This window comes from Kitasatospora albolonga (genome assembly GCA_002082585.1).
Classification (GTDB): Bacteria; Actinomycetota; Actinomycetes; order Streptomycetales; family Streptomycetaceae; genus Streptomyces; species Streptomyces stephensoniae.
Genome location: CP020563.1, coordinates 2,339,279 through 2,358,752, shown reverse-complemented (window position 1 = coordinate 2,358,752; position 19,474 = coordinate 2,339,279). Strand labels below are relative to the sequence as shown.

The window sequence follows — 19,474 nt, the reverse complement described above, 5'->3', positions numbered from 1 at the left end:
GGGTCAGCGCCCCCGGTTGCGGGGGCGGGAGGCGACCCAGGCGCGGATGGTGTCCCCGTACCAGTACGGCTTTCCGTTCTTCACCTGGTCGGGCGGGGGAAGGAGCCCGTGTTTGCGGTAGGAGCGGACGGTGTCCGGCTGGACCTGGATGTGCGCGGCAATGTCCTTGTAGGACCAGAGTGTTCTGTCCGTCATCCGTGACACCTCTCTGCGCTGCTCTGTCGTGCTCGGTTCTGCCGTGCTCCGCAGCGGCGGCGGGGGATGCCGTCGGGGAAGTCGCGGAGCGCAGGCCGGTGATCACTCAGCCTGTGCTCGGTTGAACGGTTCAGAACGGCAGGCGGGGTGGGGCTGTTGTGCGCCTGTGACGGAAAACCCGCGTAATGGAGATATGCGTGGCGAAACGGTTACTGGTGTGACAGAAGGGGCACACCGCTCTCCCGGCTGTCCTCCGGTGCCGTCGGGGCTTCAGCCTGCGGTTCGGGGCGTGCCGGGGGTTCCGCAGGAGCGGAGGAACTCGCGGGTGCGGCGGGCGATGGGGAGCGGCTTGTCCGGGGCGCACGGGTACATGTCCTGCTCCACGATCGCGAACAGGTCGACGTCCAGGGCGCGCGCCGCGTCCAGGACCGGTTCCAGGGCGGGTACGCCGCCGGGCGGTTCGCACATCACGCCCCGCGCCACGGCCGGGCCGAACGGCACCTCGTCCGCCACCACCGCCGCCAGGATCTCGGGGTCGACCTGCTTGAGATGGAGATAGCCGATGCGCTCCCCGTACGTCTCGATGAGCTTGACGCTGTCGCCGCCGCAGTAGGCGTAGTGCCCGGTGTCCAGGCAGAGCGAGACGAGGGAGGGGTCGGTGGCGTCGAGGAAGCGGTTGACGTTCTCCTCGCTGTCGATGTGGGTGTCCGCGTGCGGGTGGACGACGATGCGGAGCCCGTAGCGCTCCCGGACCTCCCGCCCCAGCCGCTCCGTCTGTGCGGTGAGGTCCCGCCACTGCGCGGGGGTGAGCGTGCGGTCCTCCAGGACCTCGCCCGTCTTGTCGTCGCGCCAGAAGGAGGGGATGACGACGAGGTGTTCGGCACCCATGGCCCGGGTCAGCTCGGCGATGTCCGCGACATGCGCCCAGGTCCGGTCCCAGACGTCGGGACCGTGGTGCAATCCGGTGAAGACGGTGCCGGCGGAGACGGTGAGCCCGCGGCGGCGGGTCTCGTCCGCCAGCCGGGCCGGATCGGTGGGCAGATAGCCGTACGGACCGAGCTCGATCCACTCGTATCCGGCCTCGGCCACCTCGTCCAGGAAGCGTTGCCAGGGCACCTGCTGCGGGTCGTCGGGGAACCATACCCCCCACGAGTCGGGTGCCGAGCCGATGCGGATGCGGGCCGAAGAGGGTGCGGAGGGGGTCATATCGCCCAGCGTCGCGGGGTGCGCGGAAGAGTGTCAAGAGTTCGTCCGAATGTCCGGACAAAATGTTGACAGGGTTCCGGAGAGGGGGTTAGACCTGACCTGGGATCAGCCGGCCACCGGTGGGTCGAAGGGATGCGCATGCCTGAGCCGTACGACGTGATCACCATGGGGCGGATCGGGGTGGACCTCTACCCCCTGGACATCGGGGTGCCGCTCGCCCGGGTCGAGACGTTCGGCAAGTTCCTCGGCGGCTCCCCGACGAACGTCGCGGTGGCGGCGGCACGGCTGGGGCGGCGGACGGCGGTGATCACCCGTACGGGAGAAGACGCCTTCGGTGCGTACCTCCATCAGGAGCTGGAACGGTTCGGGGTGGACGACCGGTGGGTGACGGCGGTCGGGGAGTATCCGACCCCGGTCACGTTCTGCGAGATCTTCCCGCCCGACGACTTCCCCCTCTACTTCTACCGGCAGCCCAAGGCGCCCGATCTGGAGATCCACCCGCCGGAACTCGACCTGGACGCGGTGCGCGATGCCCGGATCTTCTGGATGACCGGTACCGGGCTCAGCGCCGAGCCGAGCCGGGCGGCGACGATGGCCGCCCTCCGGGCCCGTAGCGGGAGCGCCCGGGGGGAGGTCCCGGCCGGGGAGCCCCGTACGGCGACCGTGTTCGATCTCGACTGGCGGCCCATGTTCTGGTGCGGGGGCCGGGGCGGGGACCCCTCCGGCGGCGATCCCTCCGGCAGTGGCGATGCCTCCGGCGGCGACGATTCCTCCGGCGGTGGAGAGCGCCTCGACGGCGGGGCCAACGGCTCGGTGGCGTCCGCCCGTTACCGGGAAGCGCTCGCCCACGCCACCGTCGCCGTCGGCAACATCGACGAGTGCGAGATCGCGACCGGCGAGCGCGAACCGCACGCCGCCGCCCGCGCCCTGCTCGCGGCCGGGGTGGAGCTCGCCGTCGTCAAGCAGGGGCCGAAGGGCGTCCTCGCCGTCCACCGCGACGGCACCACCGCCGATGTACCGCCGCTGCCGGTGGAGGTCGTCAACGGGCTGGGCGCCGGGGACGCGTTCGGCGGGGCGCTCTGCCACGGGCTGCTGGCCGGGTGGGACCTCGACCGGATCATGCGGTACGCCAACGCCGCCGGGGCCATCGTCGCCTCCCGCCTCGCCTGCTCCTCCGCGATGCCCTTCCCGGACGAGGTGGCGGGGGCGCTCGCGGCGGGGGCCGTGACGGCGGAGAGCACCGCCGGGCCCTCCGGAGCGGGCTCATGACCCCTGCGACGCCTGTCTCCCCCGCCTCCCGCGTCGCCCCCGCCGCTCCCTCCGTCCACGACCTCGTACGGCTCCGCGCCGAGCGCCCCGAAGCGGTCGCCGAAGCCGCCGCACGACGGAAGCGGCGGCCCCTGCTCCGTACGGCCGACTCCGCGGCGGACCGCGAGACTCCCGCTACCGGGCGGGCCGAGACAGGCGCCACCGGAGAGGCCGCGACGGGCCGCGCCCCGCTGACTGCCCGTGCCTCGCTGACTGCCCGTGAGGCCGCCGCGCCGCACCCCGGCCGACTGATGATCATCGCCGCCGACCACCCCGCGCGCGGCGCCCTCGCCGTCGGGGACCGGGCCCTTGCCATGGCCAACCGGTTCGAGCTCCTCCAGCGGCTCTGCCTCGCCCTCTCCCGCCCCGGGGTCGACGGGGTCCTCGCCTCCGCCGACGTCCTGGACGACCTGCTCCTCCTCGGCGCCCTGGAGGACAAGGTCGTCATGGGCTCCATGAACCGGGGCGGGCTCGCGGGCGCCGCCTTCGAGCTGGACGACCGGTTCACCGGGCACCGCCCCGAGGACCTGGTCCGCCACGGGTTCGATGCGGGGAAGCTGCTGCTCCGCATCGACCACGAGGACCCCGGCTCCCTCGACACCCTGCACGCCGCCGCCCGCACCATCGACGCGATGGCCGCGCACCGGCTGCCCGTCTTCGTCGAGCCGTTCCTCTGCCGGCGCGTCGACGGCCGCCTCCGCAACGACCTGGGCGCCGCTGCCGTCGCCACCTCCATCGCCATCGCCTCGGGCCTGGCCGGGACCTCCGCGTACACCTGGCTCAAGGTCCCCGTCACCGAGGACCCGGACGACATGGCCCGGGTCATGGAGACCTCCACGCTCCCCGCCGTCCTGCTCGGCGGGGAGGTGGGCGACGACCTGGACGGGGCGTACGGGAAGTGGCGCGAGGCGCTGCGGCTGCCGACCGTACGGGGGCTGGTCGTGGGGCGTTCGCTGCTCTACCCGGTCGACGGGGACGTGGCGGGCGCCGTCGACACCGCCGTATCGCTGCTGTAGCCGGGGCGGCCGGGCGCAGCCGGGGGAGCAGGGCAGCTGGGGACGTACGGGCCGAAGACGGGTAGGGAGCGGGCATGGAAGACACGCATCACGAGCACCACACCGGGGGCACCCCTCCCGCCGCGCGCCACCACCTGCCCTCCGGCAGCGCGGGGCGCGGGCCCTACGCCCTGGACATCGATCCGAAAATGGCTGGATGGGATCGGTCCAGTCTCCGCGTTCTCGAGCTGGAGCCGGGTGGAGTTCATACGCTCGTCACCGGGGATTGCGAGTGGATCGTCCTGCCGTTGACCGGTGGCTGTACGGTGCATACGACAGGTGCCACCTTTGAACTGCTGGGCCGGGACAGCGTGTTCAGCGGGGTGAGTGATTTCGCCTACGTGCCGCGCGACGACCGAGCACAGATCGCCTCCGGCGCAGGAGGCCGCTTCGCCCTGGCAGGAGCGAAGTGCGAGCGACGACTCCCCGCTCGCTACGGCCCCGCGCCGGAGGTACCCGTCGAGCTGCGCGGCACCGGCAACTGCTCCCGCCAGGTCAACAACTTCGCCGCCGCCGACACCTTCGACTGCGACCGCCTGATCGCCGTCGAAGTGCTCACCCCCGGCGGCAACTGGTCCTCCTACCCGCCCCACAAGCACGACGAGCACGTGCCGGGCGAGGAGTGCGAGCTGGAGGAGATCTACTACTTCGAGGTGGAGGGCGGCGGCCTCGGCTACCACCGGGTCTCCCCGTCGCGCACCGGTGGTACGGACGTCCTCGTCGAGGTCGCCGACGGCGACGCGGTCCTCATCCCCGACGGCTGGCACGGCCCGTCCATCGCCCCGCCCGGCCGGACGCTGTACTACCTGAACGTCATGGCGGGGCCGGGGGAGGAGCGGGCCTGGCTGATCCGCGACCACCCGGACCACGGATGGATTCGCGACACCTGGCCGGGGCAGCCGGTCGACGCCAGACTCCCGCTCTACACGGCGCATCCGTCGCCCGGCCCGGAGGTAACGCCTTGAGCCCGACGAACCCCGCAGACCCCGCAGACCCCGCAGACCCCGCAGACCCTGCACGTTCTCCGAATTCCGCAGACTCCGCACGTTCTCCGAACCCCGCAGACCCCGCGAGCTCTGCGAGTCCCGTAGGCCCCGCGAGCCCCCTAAGTCCCGTAAGCACCTCGCGTACGCGGTCCACCCGCACCCGCCGTCTGACCACCGCTCAGGCCCTCATCGCCTTCCTCACCCGCCAGTACACCGAGCGCGACGGCCGCCACCACCGGCTGATCAGCGCTACCTGGGGCATCTTCGGCCACGGAAACGTCGCAGGCATCGGCCAGGCGCTCGTCGAAGTGGGCAACGGGACACGCAACGGCGACGGCAACGGAATCCACAACGGCAACGGCATCCGCAACACCACCAACAACAACACCAACACCGACACACCCCACCCCGCCCCCCGCATGCCGTACCTCCAGGGCCGCAACGAACAGGCCATGGTGCACGCGGCCGTGGGGTACGCGCGTCAGTCCGGCCGGCTCTCCGCGCACGCGGTGACCACCTCCATCGGCCCGGGCGCCACCAACCTCGTGACCGGCGCCGCCCTCGCCACCGTCAACCACCTGCCCGTACTCCTCCTCCCCGGTGACACGTTCGCGACCCGGCCCGCCGACCCCGTACTGCAACAGCTCGAAGTCCCGTACGCCGGTGATGTGTCGGTCAACGACTGCCTGCGCCCCGTCTCGCGCTACTTCGACCGGATCACCCGGCCGGAGGCGCTGATTCCGGCGGCCCTCCAGGCGATGCGGGTGCTGGCCGACCCCGCTGAGACCGGTGCGGTCACGCTGGCGCTGCCGCAGGATGTGCAGGCGGAGGCGTACGACTGGCCGGAGGAGTTCTTCGCCGAGCGGGTCTGGCGGGTCCGCAGGCCCGCGCCCGACCCGGCCGAGCTGGAGCAGGCCGTACGGGCGGTGCGTTCCGCCCGCCGCCCCCTGATCGTCGCGGGCGGCGGGGTCCGCCACAGCGGGGCCGAGGAGACGCTCGCCGCCTTCACCGCCGCCACCCGCATCCCGGTCGCCTCCACCCAGGCGGGCAAGGGGTCCCTGCGCCACGACCACCCGGCGGACGTGGGCGGCATCGGCCACACCGGTACCGCCACCGCCGACGAACTGGCCCGCGCCGCCGACCTGGTGATCGGCATCGGCACCCGGTACACGGACTTCACCACCGCGTCCGGCACGCTCTTCGAGAACCCGGCCGTCCGCTTCCTCAACCTCAACATCACCGGCTTCGACGCCCACAAGCTCGCCGCCCTCCCCCTCGTCGCCGACGCCCGCACCGGCCTGGAGGCGCTCACCAGCGCGCTCGCCGGACGGGGGTACCGGGTCGATCCGGCGTACGAGACGGAGTACACCGGCGCGAAGGAGGTGTGGGAGGAACGGGTCGAGGCGGCCTTCACCACCCCCGACCCCACCGCGCGCCCCACCCAGGTCCAGATCCTCGGCCTCCTCGACGCCCTGGTCACCGAGGACGACATCCTCATCAACGCCGCGGGTTCGCTCCCCGGCGACCTGCACAAGCTCTGGCGCGCCCGCTCCCGCGACCAGTACCACGTGGAGTACGGCTACTCCTGCATGGGCTACGAGATCCCGGCCGCGATCGGCGTCCTGCTGGCCACCGCACCCCACCAGCGGCCCCGCCCCGTCTGGGCGCTCGTCGGCGACGGCACGTACCTGATGAACCCCACCGAGATCGTCACCGCGGTCCAGGAGAATCTCCCCCTCAAACTGCTGATCCTCCAGAACCACGGCTACGCCTCCATCGGCGGCCTCTCCGAGGCGGTCGGCGGTGAGCGCCTCGGCACGGCCTACCGCCACCGGGACGCCGACGGCGGCTTCACCGGCCCGCCGCTCCCCGTCGATCTCGCCGCCAACGCGGCCTCCCTCGGCATGCGGGTCCTGCGCGCCACCACCATCGACGACCTGCGCAAAGCCCTGGCGGAGGCCCGCGGCGCGGAGGGCCCCACTTGTGTCTACGTCGAGACCGAAACGCCCGACACAGTGTCGGGCCTCCCTCCGGCACAGGCGTGGTGGGATGTTCCCGTGGCCGAGACCGCGACGCGACCGGCGGCGGTCGAGGCCCGGGAAGAGTACGACCGGCGGGCCGCCGCCCGACGCCACCATCTGTGAAACCCCGCCTGCCCGAAGCCTGAAGGAGTACGTCATGACGAAGACCGTCAACCACTGGATCGGCGGCAGGACAGTGGAGGGCACGTCGGGCCAGTACGGTCCCGTCACGGACCCGGCCACCGGCGCGGTCACCACGCGGGTGGCGCTGGCCTCGGTGGAGGAGGTCGGCGCGGCGGTGGCGGCGGCGAAGGCCGCGTACGCGACCTGGGGCACGTCCTCCCTCGCCCAGCGCACCGCCGTCCTCTTCCGCTACCGCGCGCTGCTGGACGCCCACCGCGACGACATCGCCGCGCTGATCACCGCCGAGCACGGCAAGGTGCACTCGGACGCGCTGGGCGAGGTCGCCCGGGGCCTGGAGATCGTCGAGCTGGCGTGCGGGATCACCACCCAGCTCAAGGGCGAGCTCTCCACGCAGGTCTCCAACCGGGTGGACGTCTCCTCGATCCGCCAGTCCCTCGGCGTGGTCGCGGGCATCACCCCGTTCAACTTCCCGGCCATGGTGCCGATGTGGATGTTCCCGCTCGCCATCGCGTGCGGCAACACGTTCGTGCTGAAGCCGAGCGAGAAGGACCCGTCGGCGGCCAACCTGCTGGCCGAGCTGGCGGCGGAGGCCGGTCTTCCGGACGGCGTGCTCAACGTCGTCCACGGCGACAAGGTCGCGGTGGACGCGCTCCTGAACCACCGCGACGTGGCGGCCGTCTCCTTCGTCGGCTCCACCCCCATCGCCCGCTACATCCACGCGACCGCCTCCGCCAACGGCAAGCGCGTCCAGGCCCTCGGCGGCGCCAAGAACCACATGCTGGTCCTCCCGGACGCCGACCTGGACGCGGCCGCCGACGCGGCGGTCTCGGCGGCGTACGGCTCCGCCGGTGAGCGCTGCATGGCGATCTCGGCGGTCGTGGCGGTCGGCGCGATCGGGGACGAGCTGGTCGCCAAGATCCGCGAGCGCGCCGAGAAGATCAAGATCGGCCCCGGCAACGACCCCACCTCCGAGATGGGCCCCCTGATCACCGCCGCCCACCGCGACAAGGTCGCCTCGTACGTCACGGGCGCCGCCGCCCAGGGCGCCGAAGTCGTCCTCGACGGCACGGGCCACACGGTGGAGGGCTTCGAGGACGGCCACTGGATCGGCCTCTCCCTCCTGGACAAGGTCTCCACCGACTCCGACGCGTACAAGGACGAGATCTTCGGCCCGGTCCTGTGCGTGCTCCGCGTGGAGACGTACGAGGACGGCGTCGCCCTCATGAACGCCTCGCCCTTCGGCAACGGCACCGCGATCTTCACCCGCGACGGCGGCGCGGCCCGCCGCTTCCAGCTGGAGATCCAGGCGGGCATGGTCGGCGTCAACGTGCCGATCCCGGTCCCGGTGGGCTACCACTCCTTCGGCGGCTGGAAGGACTCGCTCTTCGGCGACCACCACATCTACGGCAACGACGGCGTGCACTTCTACACCCGCGGCAAGGTCACCACCACCCGCTGGCCGGACCCCGCGGACGCCCCGGCCGGCGTCGACCTGGGCTTCCCGCGCAACCACTGACCGCGACTTTGTCCGGCGGGCCCCGTCGTACCCCCGTGGTGCGGCGGGGCCCGCCGCACCACGAAAACCGGGTGCCGACCGGCGACCGCGTCCCGCACCCTGGCCCCATGAACACCCCGCCCCTCCCGCCCCGTTACGAGATCCGCGCCCACCACACCGCCACCACGGTCACCGTCTACCAGGCGTACCGCCCCGCCATCGGCCTCCCCGCCGCGCGCGACGGGCGGTTTCCGGCCGCCTGGAAGCGGGACCGGATGACATGGATCAAGCCCAGCTTCCTGTGGATGATGTACCGCTGCGGATGGGGGACGAAGGAGGGCCAGGAGACCGTCCTCGCCGTCGAGATCGACCGCAGCGGCCTGGAGTGGGCCCTCGCGCACGCCGAACTCTCCCACTACGTACGCGATGTGCACCCCGACGAGGCGTCCTGGAAGCAGAGCCTGCGCGCCGCCCCCGCCCGGGTCCAGTGGGACCCCGAACGCGACCTGGACCTGAACCCGCTCCCGTACCGCTCCCTCCAGCTCGGGCTGAGCGGGGAGGCCGCGCGGCGGTACGCCGACGAGTGGACCGTGTCCGTACGCGACGTCACCCCGCTCGCCCGCGAGGTGCACGCGGCCGTCCGGGCGGGGGAGCGGGAGAGGGCCGCCGCCCTGCTGCCGGTGGAGACGCCGCTCGACCTCGCCGCTCCCCGGCCGGTGCGGGCACCGCTGACCGGGCGGTAGCCCGGGTCGCCTACCCGGCCCCACCGTCCGCGGTGAACTCCCACGTCAGCATCGCGAACTCCCCGTCCGCCGCCGCCCCCGCCGCCCGGTACGTCGCCAGTGCCGCCTCGTTGCCGGGTTCCACCCCCACCCACAGGCCGTAGCAGCCGCGCTCCCGGGCGAGGTCCACCAGCGCCCGGGTCAGGGCCCGGCCGATGCCCCGGCGGCGGAACGGTTCGTCGACGCCGAGTTCGTACAGGCACATCTCCGTGCCCTTGTCCGGGTGCCGCATCTCGATGCCCGAGACGAAGCCCGCCGGGGCCCCGTCCACATACGCGATCAGCAGCACATGGCCGTCCGCCGCCAGGAAGCGGGCCGCCCACTCCTCGCGGGGCGGGGCGTCGAAGAGACGGCCGGCGGCGAGGAGCTCCGTGACGGTCGTTGCGCGGCGAATGTCCACTATGGCCTCCGGGAGGAACAGGGCCCGTACCGCGTCCGGAGTACGGGGAGGGCGCACCGTACCTCTCAGGGAGGCCGTCCGCCTCCCCCTGGCGGCACTTCGGGCGGCTCCCTCCTCCGTTTAGGGTCGAGGGATGGAGACCCCTACTGCTCGATGGCGGCGCCTGCTGCCCCGTACCCCCGGCCGGTGGGCCGCGGCGCTCGCCGCGCTCGCCGTGCTCGTGGGCGGGGGCACCTGGACCGCCGTCGCCGATGACGGCTCGCCCGCCGTGCAGCGCGAGGACCGGATGCTGCGGATGGACGGGGTGCCGATCGACACCTCGTTCTTCACCTCCGGCGGTTCCGGAAAGCGCCCCGCCGTGCTCATCGGGCACGGCTTCGGCGGCAGCAAGAACGACGTACGCGCCCAGGCCGAGAAGCTCGCGGCCGACGGGTACGCGGTGCTGACCTGGTCCGCGCGCGGCTTCGGCAGGTCCGGCGGGAAGATCTCCCTCAACGACCCGCAGGGCGAGGTCAAGGACGTCTCCGGGCTCATCGACTGGCTGGCGGAGCGCCCCGAGGTCGAGCTGGACGGCAAGGGCGACCCCCGGGTCGGCCTCACCGGCGCCTCCTACGGCGGCGCGGTCTCCCTCCTCGCCGCCGGGCACGACCGCCGGGTCGACGCCATCGCGCCCGTGATCACGTACTGGAACCTCGCCGACGCCCTCTTCCCCGACGGGGTCTTCAAGAAGCTCTGGGCCGGGATCTTCATCACCTCCGGCGGCGGCTGCGAGAAGTTCGAGCAGCGGCTCTGCGCGATGTACGAGCGCGTCGCCGTCAGCGGCAAGCCCGACCCGGCCGCGATCGACCTGCTCACCGAGCGCTCGCCCTCCGCCGTCGCCGACCGCATCGAGGTGCCCTCGCTCATCCTCCAGGGCCAGTCCGACTCCCTCTTCCCGCTCGGCCACGCCGACGCCATGCAGAAGGCGATCAGCGCCAACGGCGCACCCGTCTCCGTCGACTGGATCGCGGGCGGGCACGACGGCGGCGACAGCGAGACCGCGCGCGTCGAAGGGCGCGTCGGCTCCTGGTTCGACCGTTACCTGAAGGAGGAGACCGGTACCGACACCGGCCCCGCCTTCCGCGTCACCCGTACCGGAGGCTTCGACTCCACCGACGGCGCCGCCATGAAGCGCGGCGCGACCAGCGACACCTACCCGGGGCTGCGCAGCGGCGGCCGGGAGATCCCCCTGCGCGCCACCGGCGCCGCCCCCGGCGACGCCACCGTGCCCGGCACGGCCCCCGGCGAGGCCACCGCCCCCGGCAAGAACACCGCCCCCGGCGCGTCCGATTCCACGGAGACCTTCCGCAACCCCGCCGGGGCCGCCCCGCCCGCCATCTCCGCCGTCCCCGGCATCGGCGGCGGGATCTCCCAGCTCTCCTCCCTCGGCGTCGGGCTCTCGCTCGACTTCCCCGGGCAGTACGCCCGCTTCGAGTCGGCCCCGCTGGCCACCTCCGTACACGTCACCGGCACCCCCACCGTCCGCGTCAACGTCAAGGCGACCGAGGGCCGTGACGCGGTGCTCTTCGGCAAGGTGTACGACGTCTCGCCGGACGGCCGCCAGCAGCGGCTGCCGTCCCAGCTCGTCGCCCCCTACCGGATCACCCCCGACCAGCAGGGCAAGCCCATCGAACTGGCGCTGCCCGCCGTGGACCACGAGTTCGACGCCGGGCACCGGATGCGGCTCGTGTTCTCCGCGACCGACCTCGGCTACGCGTCCCCGGCCGAGCCCGCCACGTACACCGTGACCGCCGACGGACCGCTGACCGTCCCCACCGCACCCGCCGTCACCACCGCGGCGGCCACCCTCCCCTGGTGGACCTGGGGCCTCCCGGCCGCCGCCCTCGTCATCGCGGCCGCGCTCCTGATCACCGCCCGGCGGCGGACCGCCACACCCGCACCGGACCCCGAACTCGCCGACGTACCGCTCCGGATCACCGGGCTCTCGAAGAAGTACGCGAAGTCCGTCGACCGGTACGCCGTGCGCGAGCTCTCCTTCCACGTCGAGAAGGGGCAGGTCCTCGGGCTGCTCGGCCCCAACGGCGCGGGCAAGACGACCACCCTGCGCATGCTCATGGGGCTCATCACCCCCGACGAGGGCGAGATCCGCGTCTTCGGGCAGGCCATCCGCCCCGGCGCCCCGGTCCTCTCCCGGGTGGGCGCCTTCGTGGAGGGCGCGGGCTTCCTGCCGCACCTCTCCGGGCGCGCCAACCTGGACCTGTACTGGCAGGCCACCGGCCGCCCCGCCGAGGACGCCCGCATCGACGAGGCCCTGGAGATCGCGGGCCTCGGGGACGCGCTCGCCCGTGCGGTGCGGACGTACTCCCAGGGCATGCGGCAGCGGCTCGCCATCGCGCAGGCCATGCTCGGCATGCCGGACCTGCTCATCCTGGACGAGCCGACCAACGGGCTGGACCCGCCGCAGATCCGCGAGATGCGTGACGTGATGATCCGTTACGCGGCCGGGGGCCGGACCGTCATCGTCTCCAGCCACCTCCTCTCGGAGGTCGAGCAGTCCTGCACCCACCTGGTCGTCATGGACCGGGGCAGGCTCGTCCAGGCCGGTCCGGTCGCCGAGATCACCGGTTCCGGCGACATGATCCTGGTGACCACGGCGGAGGAGGTGTCCGAGCCGCTCGCGGAGAAGGTCGCCGCCCTGCCCGGCATCGGCTCCGCCGTCCGCACCGACGACGGGCGCGGCCTCCTGGTCCGCCTCGACGGCGCCACCACCGCACGCCTCGTCGCCGACCTCGTCCGGCTCGACGTCCCGGTCACCGGCGTCGGCCCGCACCGCCGCCTGGAGGACGCCTTCCTCACCCTGATCTCCGGAGGAGCAGCATGAGCGCCCCCGTCCAGCCCCCCGAGGACCGGGTGACGACCGAGCACCCGGAGGCCGCGGGCTACCGCGCCGGGCGCACGCTCCCCCTCCGCGTCGAGGCCATGCGGCAGCTGCGCAGGCGCCGCACTCTGCTCATGGGCGGCATCCTCGCGGCCCTCCCCTTCATCCTGATCATCGCCTTCGCGATCGGCGGCTCGCCGGACGGCGAAGACGGCGGCGGGGGCCGGGGCGGCAACCGGATCAACCTGATGGACGTGGCGACCGAGTCCGCCGCGAACTTCGCCGCCACCTCGCTGTTCGTCTCGGCCGGCTTCCTGCTGGTGATCCCGGTGGCCCTGTTCTGCGGGGACACCGTGGCCTCCGAGGCGAGCTGGTCCTCGCTGCGCTATCTGCTCGCCGCGCCCGTGCCGCGGGTGCGGCTGCTGTGGTCCAAGCTCGTCGTCGCGCTCGGCTTCAGCCTCGCCGCGATGGTGCTGCTGCCGGTCGTCGCGCTGGCCGCGGGAACGGCGGCCTACGGGTGGGGGCCGCTGAAACTGCCGACCGGGGGAGCGCTGGCGGCCGGGGACACCGTGCCCCGCCTCGCGCTCGTCGTCGCGTTCATCTTCGTCTCCCAACTCGTCACGGCGGGGCTGGCGTTCTGGCTCTCGACAAAGACGGACGCCCCGCTCGGCGCGGTCGGCGGAGCGGTGGGCCTGACCATCGTCGGCAATGTGCTCGACGCGGTGACGGCGCTCGGCTCCTGGCGCGAGTTCCTGCCCGCGCACTGGCAGTTCGCCTGGGCCGACGCGCTCCAGCCGCAGCTGGAGTGGGGCGGCATGATCAAGGGGACGGCGATCTCGGTGACGTACGCCCTGATCCTGTTCGCTCTGGCCTTCCGCGGGTTCAGTCGTAAGGACATCGTGTCCTGAACCTGATGTTCCGGGGTTTCGCCGGGCGGGAACGGGTGCGAAGGCGTCCCGCCCGGCCCCTGTTGCCGCATCGAGATGGTTCCGCAACGCTTTTGCCGACTCCGTTCGGCGGGCCCGTACGTCACATTCACAGGTGTCGGAGAAAGGACACGACACCGTGATGACGTGGGGGTTACGGATGCATCAGCGAAGCGGCAGGCGGACAGCGGGGGTACGGGGAGGGGCCCGGGCGGCGGCGGTGGCGCTGCTGCTCACGGGCGGGATGCTGCTCACCGCGTGCGGCGGAGGCGGGTCGCCGGACGGCACCGCCGCCGACAAGCGCTCCGGCGCGCGCGGTGGGCAGCCCGCGCCCGACGCGGTGGCGCCGGAGCAGGGAAGGCCGTCCGGCGAGGAGGGGAAGAACCGCGAGAACGGAGAGAACGGGGACGCGCCCGAGCCCGGCATCGCCGCCCCGGACTACCTCTCCACCTTCGCCCTGGACGTGGACACCGCCAGCTACGGCTACGCGCGCCGCACGCTCGGCGACGGCAGACTGCCGAACGCGGCGGACATCCGCCCCGAGGAGTTCGTCAACAGCTTCCGCCAGGGGTACGAACGGCCCTCGGGCAACGGGTTCTCCGTCACGGTCGACGGGGCGCGGATCGGCTCCGGGAGCGGCGGAGGCGCGGGTTCCGGGGCCTCCGGCTGGTCGCTGCTCCGGGTCGGCCTCGCCACCAAGGTCGCCCCGCCCAGCAGCGAACGCCCGCCCGCCGCCCTCACGTTCGTCGTCGACATCTCCGGCTCCATGTCCGCGCCCGGCCGTCTGGAGCTGGCCAAGAAGTCCCTGGCCCTCCTCACCGACGAACTGCGCGACGACGACTCCGTCTCCCTGGTCACCTTCAGCGACGAGGCCGAGACCCGGCTCCCGATGACCCGCGTCCAGGGCAACCGGAACAAGATCCGGGAGGCGGTCGAGGAGATGCGGACCGCCCGGTCCACCAACGTCGAGGCGGGGATCACCCGCGGCTACGAGGAGTCCGTCAAGGGCCACCGCAAGGGCGTCACCAACCGGGTGGTGCTGCTCTCCGACGCCCTCGCCAACACGGGCGACACCAGCGCCGACAACATCCTGGAACGGATCGACTCCGCCCGCCGCGAGTACGGCATCACGCTCTTCGGGGTCGGCGTCGGCAGCGAGTACGGCGACGCGTTCATGGAGCGCCTCACCAACCGGGGCGACGGCCACACCACGTACGTCGGCGACGAGGAGCAGGCCCGCAAGGTCTTCGTCGACCAGCTCCCCGCCCACCTCGAACTCCGGGCGCGCGACGCGAAGGCCCAGGTGGCGTTCGACCGGAAGACCGTGAAGCAGTTCCGCCTGATCGGCTACGAGAACCGCAAGGTCGCCGACGAGGACTTCCGCGACGACAGCGTCGACGGCGGCGAGGTCGGCCCCGGCCACACGGTGACCGCGCTCTATGCCGTACGGCTGCGCGAGGGCGCGTCGGGGGAGGTGGCCAGGGCGACCGTGCGCTGGCTCGACCCCAAGACCCGTGAGCCGCACGAGAAGAGCGGCTCGGTCCGGACCGGGGCGATCGGGGGCAAGCTGTGGGGCGGCGATTCGCGCCACCTCCAGGTGGCCGCCGTGGCCGCCTACTTCGCGGACACCCTGCGCGGCGGCGACCTGCCCGGCACGCCCGCACTCGGGGAGCTCGCCTCCCGGGCTTCCCGGCTGGCTGAGGAGACCGAGGACCGTTCGGTACGGAAGCTGGCGACGGCGATCGGGCAGGCGAGCGAGCTCCGGGGCGTGGAGGTGCCGGACGGCGGGGGAGACGCGGCGGAGGGGGAGATCGGCTGAACGGACGGCGGTCCTGGCCTCCGCAGGTCACCGTTCGCACAGACACGCTAAATACGGCTGTGCGAGCGGCCCTCCCGGGTCATGATGTGCGCCATGGTCTCCCTGTTCCTGGTGCTCTCCCTGATCGCCAACTGCCTGTACGCGGGCATCATGCTGACGTTCCTGATCGCGATCATGCCCGGCCTCGCCGGGCTGCCGGACGAACAGTTCACGGCGATGATGCGCCGCTTCAACGAGAAGGTGCCCGGCCCCGCCTTCCTCGTCCTCTTCCTCGGCGTGGTCGCCCTGCCCGCCGCCGCGCTCTTCACCGGGCTCGGCGAGTACGACTCCGTGGAGGCGCCCGCGATCGTGGGGGCGCTCGTCTGCGCGGTCGCCGGGCACCTGGTCACGATCGCCGGGAACATCCCGCTCAACAACGCGCTCGCGAAGGCGGAGGGCGGCGACGACAGCGCCGCCCGTACGGCCTTCGAGTCCCGCTGGAACACTCTCCACCAGGTCCGCACCGCGTTCACCCTGGGGGCGTGCCTGCTGCTGGCCATCGCGCTGTGGGACGGCGGCGCCGCCGCCCTGGCCATCTGAGGCTCCGGACGGTTCAGATGCCTCACACGTTGGGCACCTTGAGCCGGTCCCAGCTGGTCTTCCCCGGAATGCCGTCGGCGTCGGTGCCCGTATAACCCAGCTTGCGCTGCCAGGCCGCGTACGAGTTCCGGTCCGCGGTGGACCAGGCCGGGCCGGGGCCCACCGTGTACCGGCCGCAGCCCTCGGCCACCAGGCGCCTGCCCATGGCCGTGATGACGGGGCTGTTGCGGCCCGCCTTGAAGAAGGACGCCCCGGGGAACGGCTCGTACGCCGGTTTCGGGGGCGGTTTGGCGGGCCCGTCCGGGGCGCCGCCCAGCCGCTTGCCGATCCTGGTGCGCATCGAGTTCATGGTGAAGCCGCGCGGATCGACCTTGCCCGGCTGCCATTCGAGGTGCCCGATCACCGACCGCTCCGACCAGCGGTGCGCCCGGCAGACGGCTGCGGCGGCCCGCTCGATCGCCAGCAGCTGGGCCGCCGGCCAGGGGTCCTTCCCGTCGCCGAGGTTGACGCACTCGAAGCCGTAGAAGTACCGGTTGCCGTCGGTGTTGGCCTCGTTGTCCGGGGGCAGCGCCTTCTCCGCGATCACGGCACGCAGAACGTCGTCGTCGCCGAGCCCGGCGTGGTTGGCGCGCCCGTTCCCCACGAGGTGGACGGTCCCGTCCTTGGCGATCACGCCGTGGCAGAGGGGACCGGGGAGGGCGGAGTGGCCGTTGTAGCAGAGCTCGACGGAGGACGCGGTGCCCGAGGTGACGGTGTGATGGATCATGACGCCGTGCGTCGGACCCCAGGCCCCCTTGTGATTCCGGTTGTTCGTACGCCAGCTCCGGTGCTCGACGACGTGGAGTCCTTCGTCGCGGAGGGCTTTGAGCAGCTTGTCGGCGGACAGCGGCGTCGCCATCGTGGTGCTCCTTTCCAGGTGGTGCGTCGTTTCGCAGGGGTGTTCGGTGGGGGAAGGGCAGGGTCGACGGCCGGACGGCACAACGAAGTTGCGCTCGCCCGAACGGGTTTGCGGAGAAGTGGGGAGCGCCCTGCGGCGGGATTCCGCCCAGGGCCGTACAGGATCGATTTGCCCGTTCTTGCGCCGCCCTGAACGTCACGCCGTACCGAACGTTTCGTCGGCCCGCCACTCTTGCGCGGCGGATTCCGCTTAGGGAGGCGCGGGGGGTGGGTGGGGCGGGTGTTACGGCATCACGCCCGCACGCTCAGTCGGCGATGTCGACGCCGTAGCCGCGCGCCAGGTCGGCGAGCCCGTGGTCGTACCCCTGTCCGACGGCACGGAAGCGCCAGACCGGCCCCCGGCGGTAGAACTCGGCGAGGAGCAGCGTGCGTTCCGTGGTGGCGGCGTCGAGGGTGGCCCCGGCCAGCGGTGCGGCACCGGTACCGGGGACCGCGGTGACCTGGACCGCGCCGACGTCCCCGAAGGTCCCCTCCCCGTCGATGGCAGCCGCGACGGCCACCTTGCGTGAGGAGGGCGGGAGCGAGGCGAGGTCGACGGCGATCGTCTGTTCGGCCGGGCCGTCGGTGAGGAGGCGCACGGTGCCCGCGGGGTTCTCGGGGGCACCGTAGAAGACGAAGTCCTCGTCGAAGGTGACCTGTTCGTCCTCGTCGAGCACGAAGGCGACGACATCGATCTCGCACCTGTCCCGCGGCGCCCAGGCCGCGGTGATGTGCCACAGCGGGGCCTGCGCTGTGGGCAGGTCCGCGACACCGCCGCGCGGCAGGACGAGGGGGGCCGACGGCCGGTCCGCCTCCGGCGTCGGCCGGGCCGCCCCGGAGGCGGCACCGGTTCCGGCGGGAGCGCCCTCCGGTGCGGTCAGCCAGTGTTCGTCGTGCACGGGAAGTCCCAGCTTTGGCATTCGTCGTATCCGGCGGTCGGTCTCCCCTCCCGGCAGGAGCACGGCGTCGGTGACGCTCCGCGAGAGGTTGATGGCGGCGGAACCGCCCAGTTCGACGACCCGGCTGCGCGCGGCGGCCGCGGCGGGGTGCGTGCCACCGAGGACGAGGACCCGCCGCCCGGCCAGGGGGCGGGCCGCCGGTACGGCCGCCGGGGCCGGTCGGCGTGGAGCGGGTACGGCCGCTTCCGGTGAGGAAGGGGCCGCAGGAGCAACAGGGACAGCCACGGCCGCCCCGGTCGCAGCGGTGGCCCCGGCCTCCCCGGCCGTAACAACTGCCACAGGCGCCACCCCCGCCCCTGCCGCCACAGGCGCCACCCCAGCCTCCGCCCCCGCCGCCAGGTGCCGCGTACCGGGCCGTACGTCATCGAGCAGCCGCAGGAACGTGTGCTCGTCGATCACCGGTACGCCCTCGGCGGCTGCCCGCCGGGCCTTCGCGGACCCCGATCCGGCCGCGTTGGTGACCAGCGCGCTGGTGTGGCGGCTGACCGAGGTCATGACGTTCAGCCCCGCCGCGACCGACCGCGCCACGAGCTCGGCGCGCGAGGTCGCCGTCTCCCCGGTGATGGCGATCTTCATGCCCTGGACGAGCGGACCGCCCGCCTCCGCCCGTCCCGGATTGCGGTACGCGCAGGGCGTCTTCGGCGGCTGGGGCGCGAACCGCGTGTCCTGGCGCGGCGGGCAGGCCACCAGGGGCAGGGGCAGGTCGAGCCGCGCGGCCTCCCGGAGCGTCGCGCGGAGGATGCCGGCCAGCACGCGGGTGTCGTCCAGGGCGTCGTGCGCCCGCAGCTGCGGAACGCCGTAGTGCGCCGCCAGCGTTCCCAGCTTCATGTCCTCGGCGGGCGGGTCCACCTGCCGGTTGAGCGCGAGGGTGCACAGCCGCTGGGAGACCGGCAGATACAGGCGGGCCCGCGCGAACTCGTGCGCCAGGAAGTCGTAGTCGAACTGGGCGTTGTGGGCCACCAGGACCCGGTCCTGCAACAGCGCCCCGATCCGCCCCGCGACCTGGTCGAAGGTCGGCGCCCCCAGCAGCCGTTCGGCCGTCAGGCCGTGCACGTCCACCGGCCCCGGGTCGCACCCCGGGTTCAGCAGGGTCGAGAACTCCCCGGTCCGCTCCCCGTCCGGCCCCATGGTCACCACCGCGACCGACAGCACCCGGTCCCGCCGCGCGACGAGCCCGGACGTCTCCACGTCCACCAGCGCCCAGTCGAAGGCGTAATCGCGCAGGCCGGGCGCGGGGAGGGCGGGGGAGTGCGGTGTCATGCCCGCAAGAATGATCCGGCATGTGCCCACTCCTCAACCGGAATGGCCTTTTGCCTGGATATGTACAGAAGAGGCGGTGCGGTCCGGCGCACCGGACCGGGGACGGGATCTTCTTTTACGCCGTCACTACGCCGCTCCCCGCTAACCTGCCCCGACCAGCGAAAAGGCCCTCCGGTGCGGAGGGCCTCACGGTGGTGCGGTCGGTGCGCCCCCGGCAGGACTCGAACCTGCGGCCAAGCGCTTAGAAGGCGCCTGCTCTATCCACTGAGCTACGGGGGCCGGGAGCCCTGATCGGGTGGTTCCGTGGCCGTGCCGGGACAAGGATAGGGCTCCGATCGCCTGGACCCGGTTGCTTCACCTGCGTGGCACGATGTGGAGGTTCGGTGAAGCGAACCGATAATCGCAGGTAGGTGCGATTCGTGCACCGCTTTTCGCGCCCTGCGGCCCGGGCGTTGTGCACTCGTTATGCCTGCGCCCCACTCGTCCTTTCTGTTCCGTTTTCGTCCGGAGCTCGTGCCGGAGTCT

Annotated in this window: 15 protein-coding genes and 1 tRNA gene; 10 read left to right on the top strand and 6 right to left on the bottom strand. The window is 72.7% G+C overall.

Translation table 11 applies throughout. The annotated features are described in order from the left end of the window. Positions 1 to 3 precede the first annotated feature (3 nt). Positions 4 to 195, bottom strand: a complete 192-nt coding sequence (locus tag B7C62_10215; GenBank protein ARF72605.1) for a MarR family transcriptional regulator — start codon at positions 193 to 195, stop codon at positions 4 to 6. Positions 196 to 465: 270 nt separating this feature from the next. Then, the gene (locus B7C62_10210) at positions 466 to 1,401 is read right to left on the bottom strand and encodes a 2-keto-myo-inositol dehydratase (protein ARF72604.1); all 936 of its coding nucleotides are present in this window, start codon (positions 1,399 to 1,401) and stop codon (positions 466 to 468) included. A 138-nt stretch (positions 1,402 to 1,539) separates the two neighbouring features. Between B7C62_10210 and B7C62_10205 the strand changes: the two genes are divergently transcribed. From B7C62_10205 to B7C62_10180, 6 genes are all read left to right on the top strand, one after another. Next, on the top strand, positions 1,540 to 2,670 hold the full coding sequence (locus tag B7C62_10205; GenBank protein ID ARF72603.1) for a 5-dehydro-2-deoxygluconokinase: 1,131 nt from the start codon (positions 1,540 to 1,542) through the stop codon (positions 2,668 to 2,670). Further along, positions 2,667 to 3,725 carry a deoxyribose-phosphate aldolase gene (locus B7C62_10200; GenBank protein ID ARF72602.1) on the top strand — a complete coding sequence of 353 codons (1,059 nt, stop codon included), beginning with the start codon at positions 2,667 to 2,669 and terminating at the stop codon, positions 3,723 to 3,725. Before B7C62_10205 ends, B7C62_10200 begins: the two co-directional genes overlap by 4 nt. A gap of 74 nt (positions 3,726 to 3,799) precedes the next feature. After that, a complete protein-coding gene (locus tag B7C62_10195) occupies positions 3,800 to 4,729 on the top strand; it encodes a 5-deoxy-glucuronate isomerase (GenBank protein ID ARF72601.1) in 930 nt (309 codons plus the stop codon). 188 nt (positions 4,730 to 4,917) lie between these two features. Continuing rightward, positions 4,918 to 6,894, top strand: a complete 1,977-nt coding sequence (locus B7C62_10190) for a 3D-(3,5/4)-trihydroxycyclohexane-1,2-dione acylhydrolase (decyclizing) (protein ID ARF77082.1) — start codon at positions 4,918 to 4,920, stop codon at positions 6,892 to 6,894. Positions 6,895 to 6,928: 34 nt separating this feature from the next. Beyond that, positions 6,929 to 8,431, top strand: a complete 1,503-nt coding sequence (locus tag B7C62_10185; protein ID ARF72600.1) for a methylmalonate-semialdehyde dehydrogenase (CoA acylating) — start codon at positions 6,929 to 6,931, stop codon at positions 8,429 to 8,431. Positions 8,432 to 8,538: 107 nt separating this feature from the next. After that, positions 8,539 to 9,153: a hypothetical protein gene (locus B7C62_10180; protein ID ARF72599.1), complete on the top strand. Its 615-nt coding sequence runs from the start codon at positions 8,539 to 8,541 to the stop codon at positions 9,151 to 9,153. Between the two features lie 10 nt (positions 9,154 to 9,163). Here B7C62_10180 and B7C62_10175 read toward each other — a convergent pair whose 3' ends face one another. Beyond that, complete coding sequence (locus B7C62_10175; GenBank protein ARF72598.1) at positions 9,164 to 9,592, bottom strand: GNAT family N-acetyltransferase; 429 nt, start codon at positions 9,590 to 9,592, stop codon at positions 9,164 to 9,166. Between the two features lie 214 nt (positions 9,593 to 9,806). On the opposite strand from B7C62_10175, the gene B7C62_10170 reads away from it, so the two are divergent. The 4 genes from B7C62_10170 (at position 9,807) to B7C62_10155 (ending at position 15,794) form a co-directional block, all read left to right on the top strand. Further along, positions 9,807 to 12,473: an ABC transporter ATP-binding protein gene (locus B7C62_10170; protein ARF72597.1), complete on the top strand. Its 2,667-nt coding sequence runs from the start codon at positions 9,807 to 9,809 to the stop codon at positions 12,471 to 12,473. After that, positions 12,470 to 13,378: an ABC transporter permease gene (locus B7C62_10165; protein ID ARF72596.1), complete on the top strand. Its 909-nt coding sequence runs from the start codon at positions 12,470 to 12,472 to the stop codon at positions 13,376 to 13,378. The genes B7C62_10170 and B7C62_10165 overlap by 4 nt, the downstream gene beginning before the upstream one ends. A gap of 178 nt (positions 13,379 to 13,556) precedes the next feature. Then, positions 13,557 to 15,215, top strand: a complete 1,659-nt coding sequence (locus tag B7C62_10160; GenBank protein ARF72595.1) for a hypothetical protein — start codon at positions 13,557 to 13,559, stop codon at positions 15,213 to 15,215. A gap of 81 nt (positions 15,216 to 15,296) precedes the next feature. Continuing rightward, the gene (locus tag B7C62_10155) at positions 15,297 to 15,794 is read left to right on the top strand and encodes a hypothetical protein (GenBank protein ARF72594.1); all 498 of its coding nucleotides are present in this window, start codon (positions 15,297 to 15,299) and stop codon (positions 15,792 to 15,794) included. 22 nt (positions 15,795 to 15,816) lie between these two features. On the opposite strand, the gene B7C62_10150 is transcribed toward B7C62_10155, so the two are convergent. The 3 genes from B7C62_10150 to B7C62_10140 form a co-directional block, all read right to left on the bottom strand. Then, complete coding sequence (locus tag B7C62_10150; GenBank protein ID ARF72593.1) at positions 15,817 to 16,692, bottom strand: N-acetylmuramoyl-L-alanine amidase; 876 nt, start codon at positions 16,690 to 16,692, stop codon at positions 15,817 to 15,819. A gap of 304 nt (positions 16,693 to 16,996) precedes the next feature. After that, on the bottom strand, positions 16,997 to 18,949 hold the full coding sequence (locus B7C62_10145) for a DNA polymerase III (GenBank protein ARF72592.1): 1,953 nt from the start codon (positions 18,947 to 18,949) through the stop codon (positions 16,997 to 16,999). A gap of 206 nt (positions 18,950 to 19,155) precedes the next feature. After that, positions 19,156 to 19,228, bottom strand: a tRNA-Arg gene (locus tag B7C62_10140). Between the last annotated feature and the right edge of the window lie 246 nt (positions 19,229 to 19,474).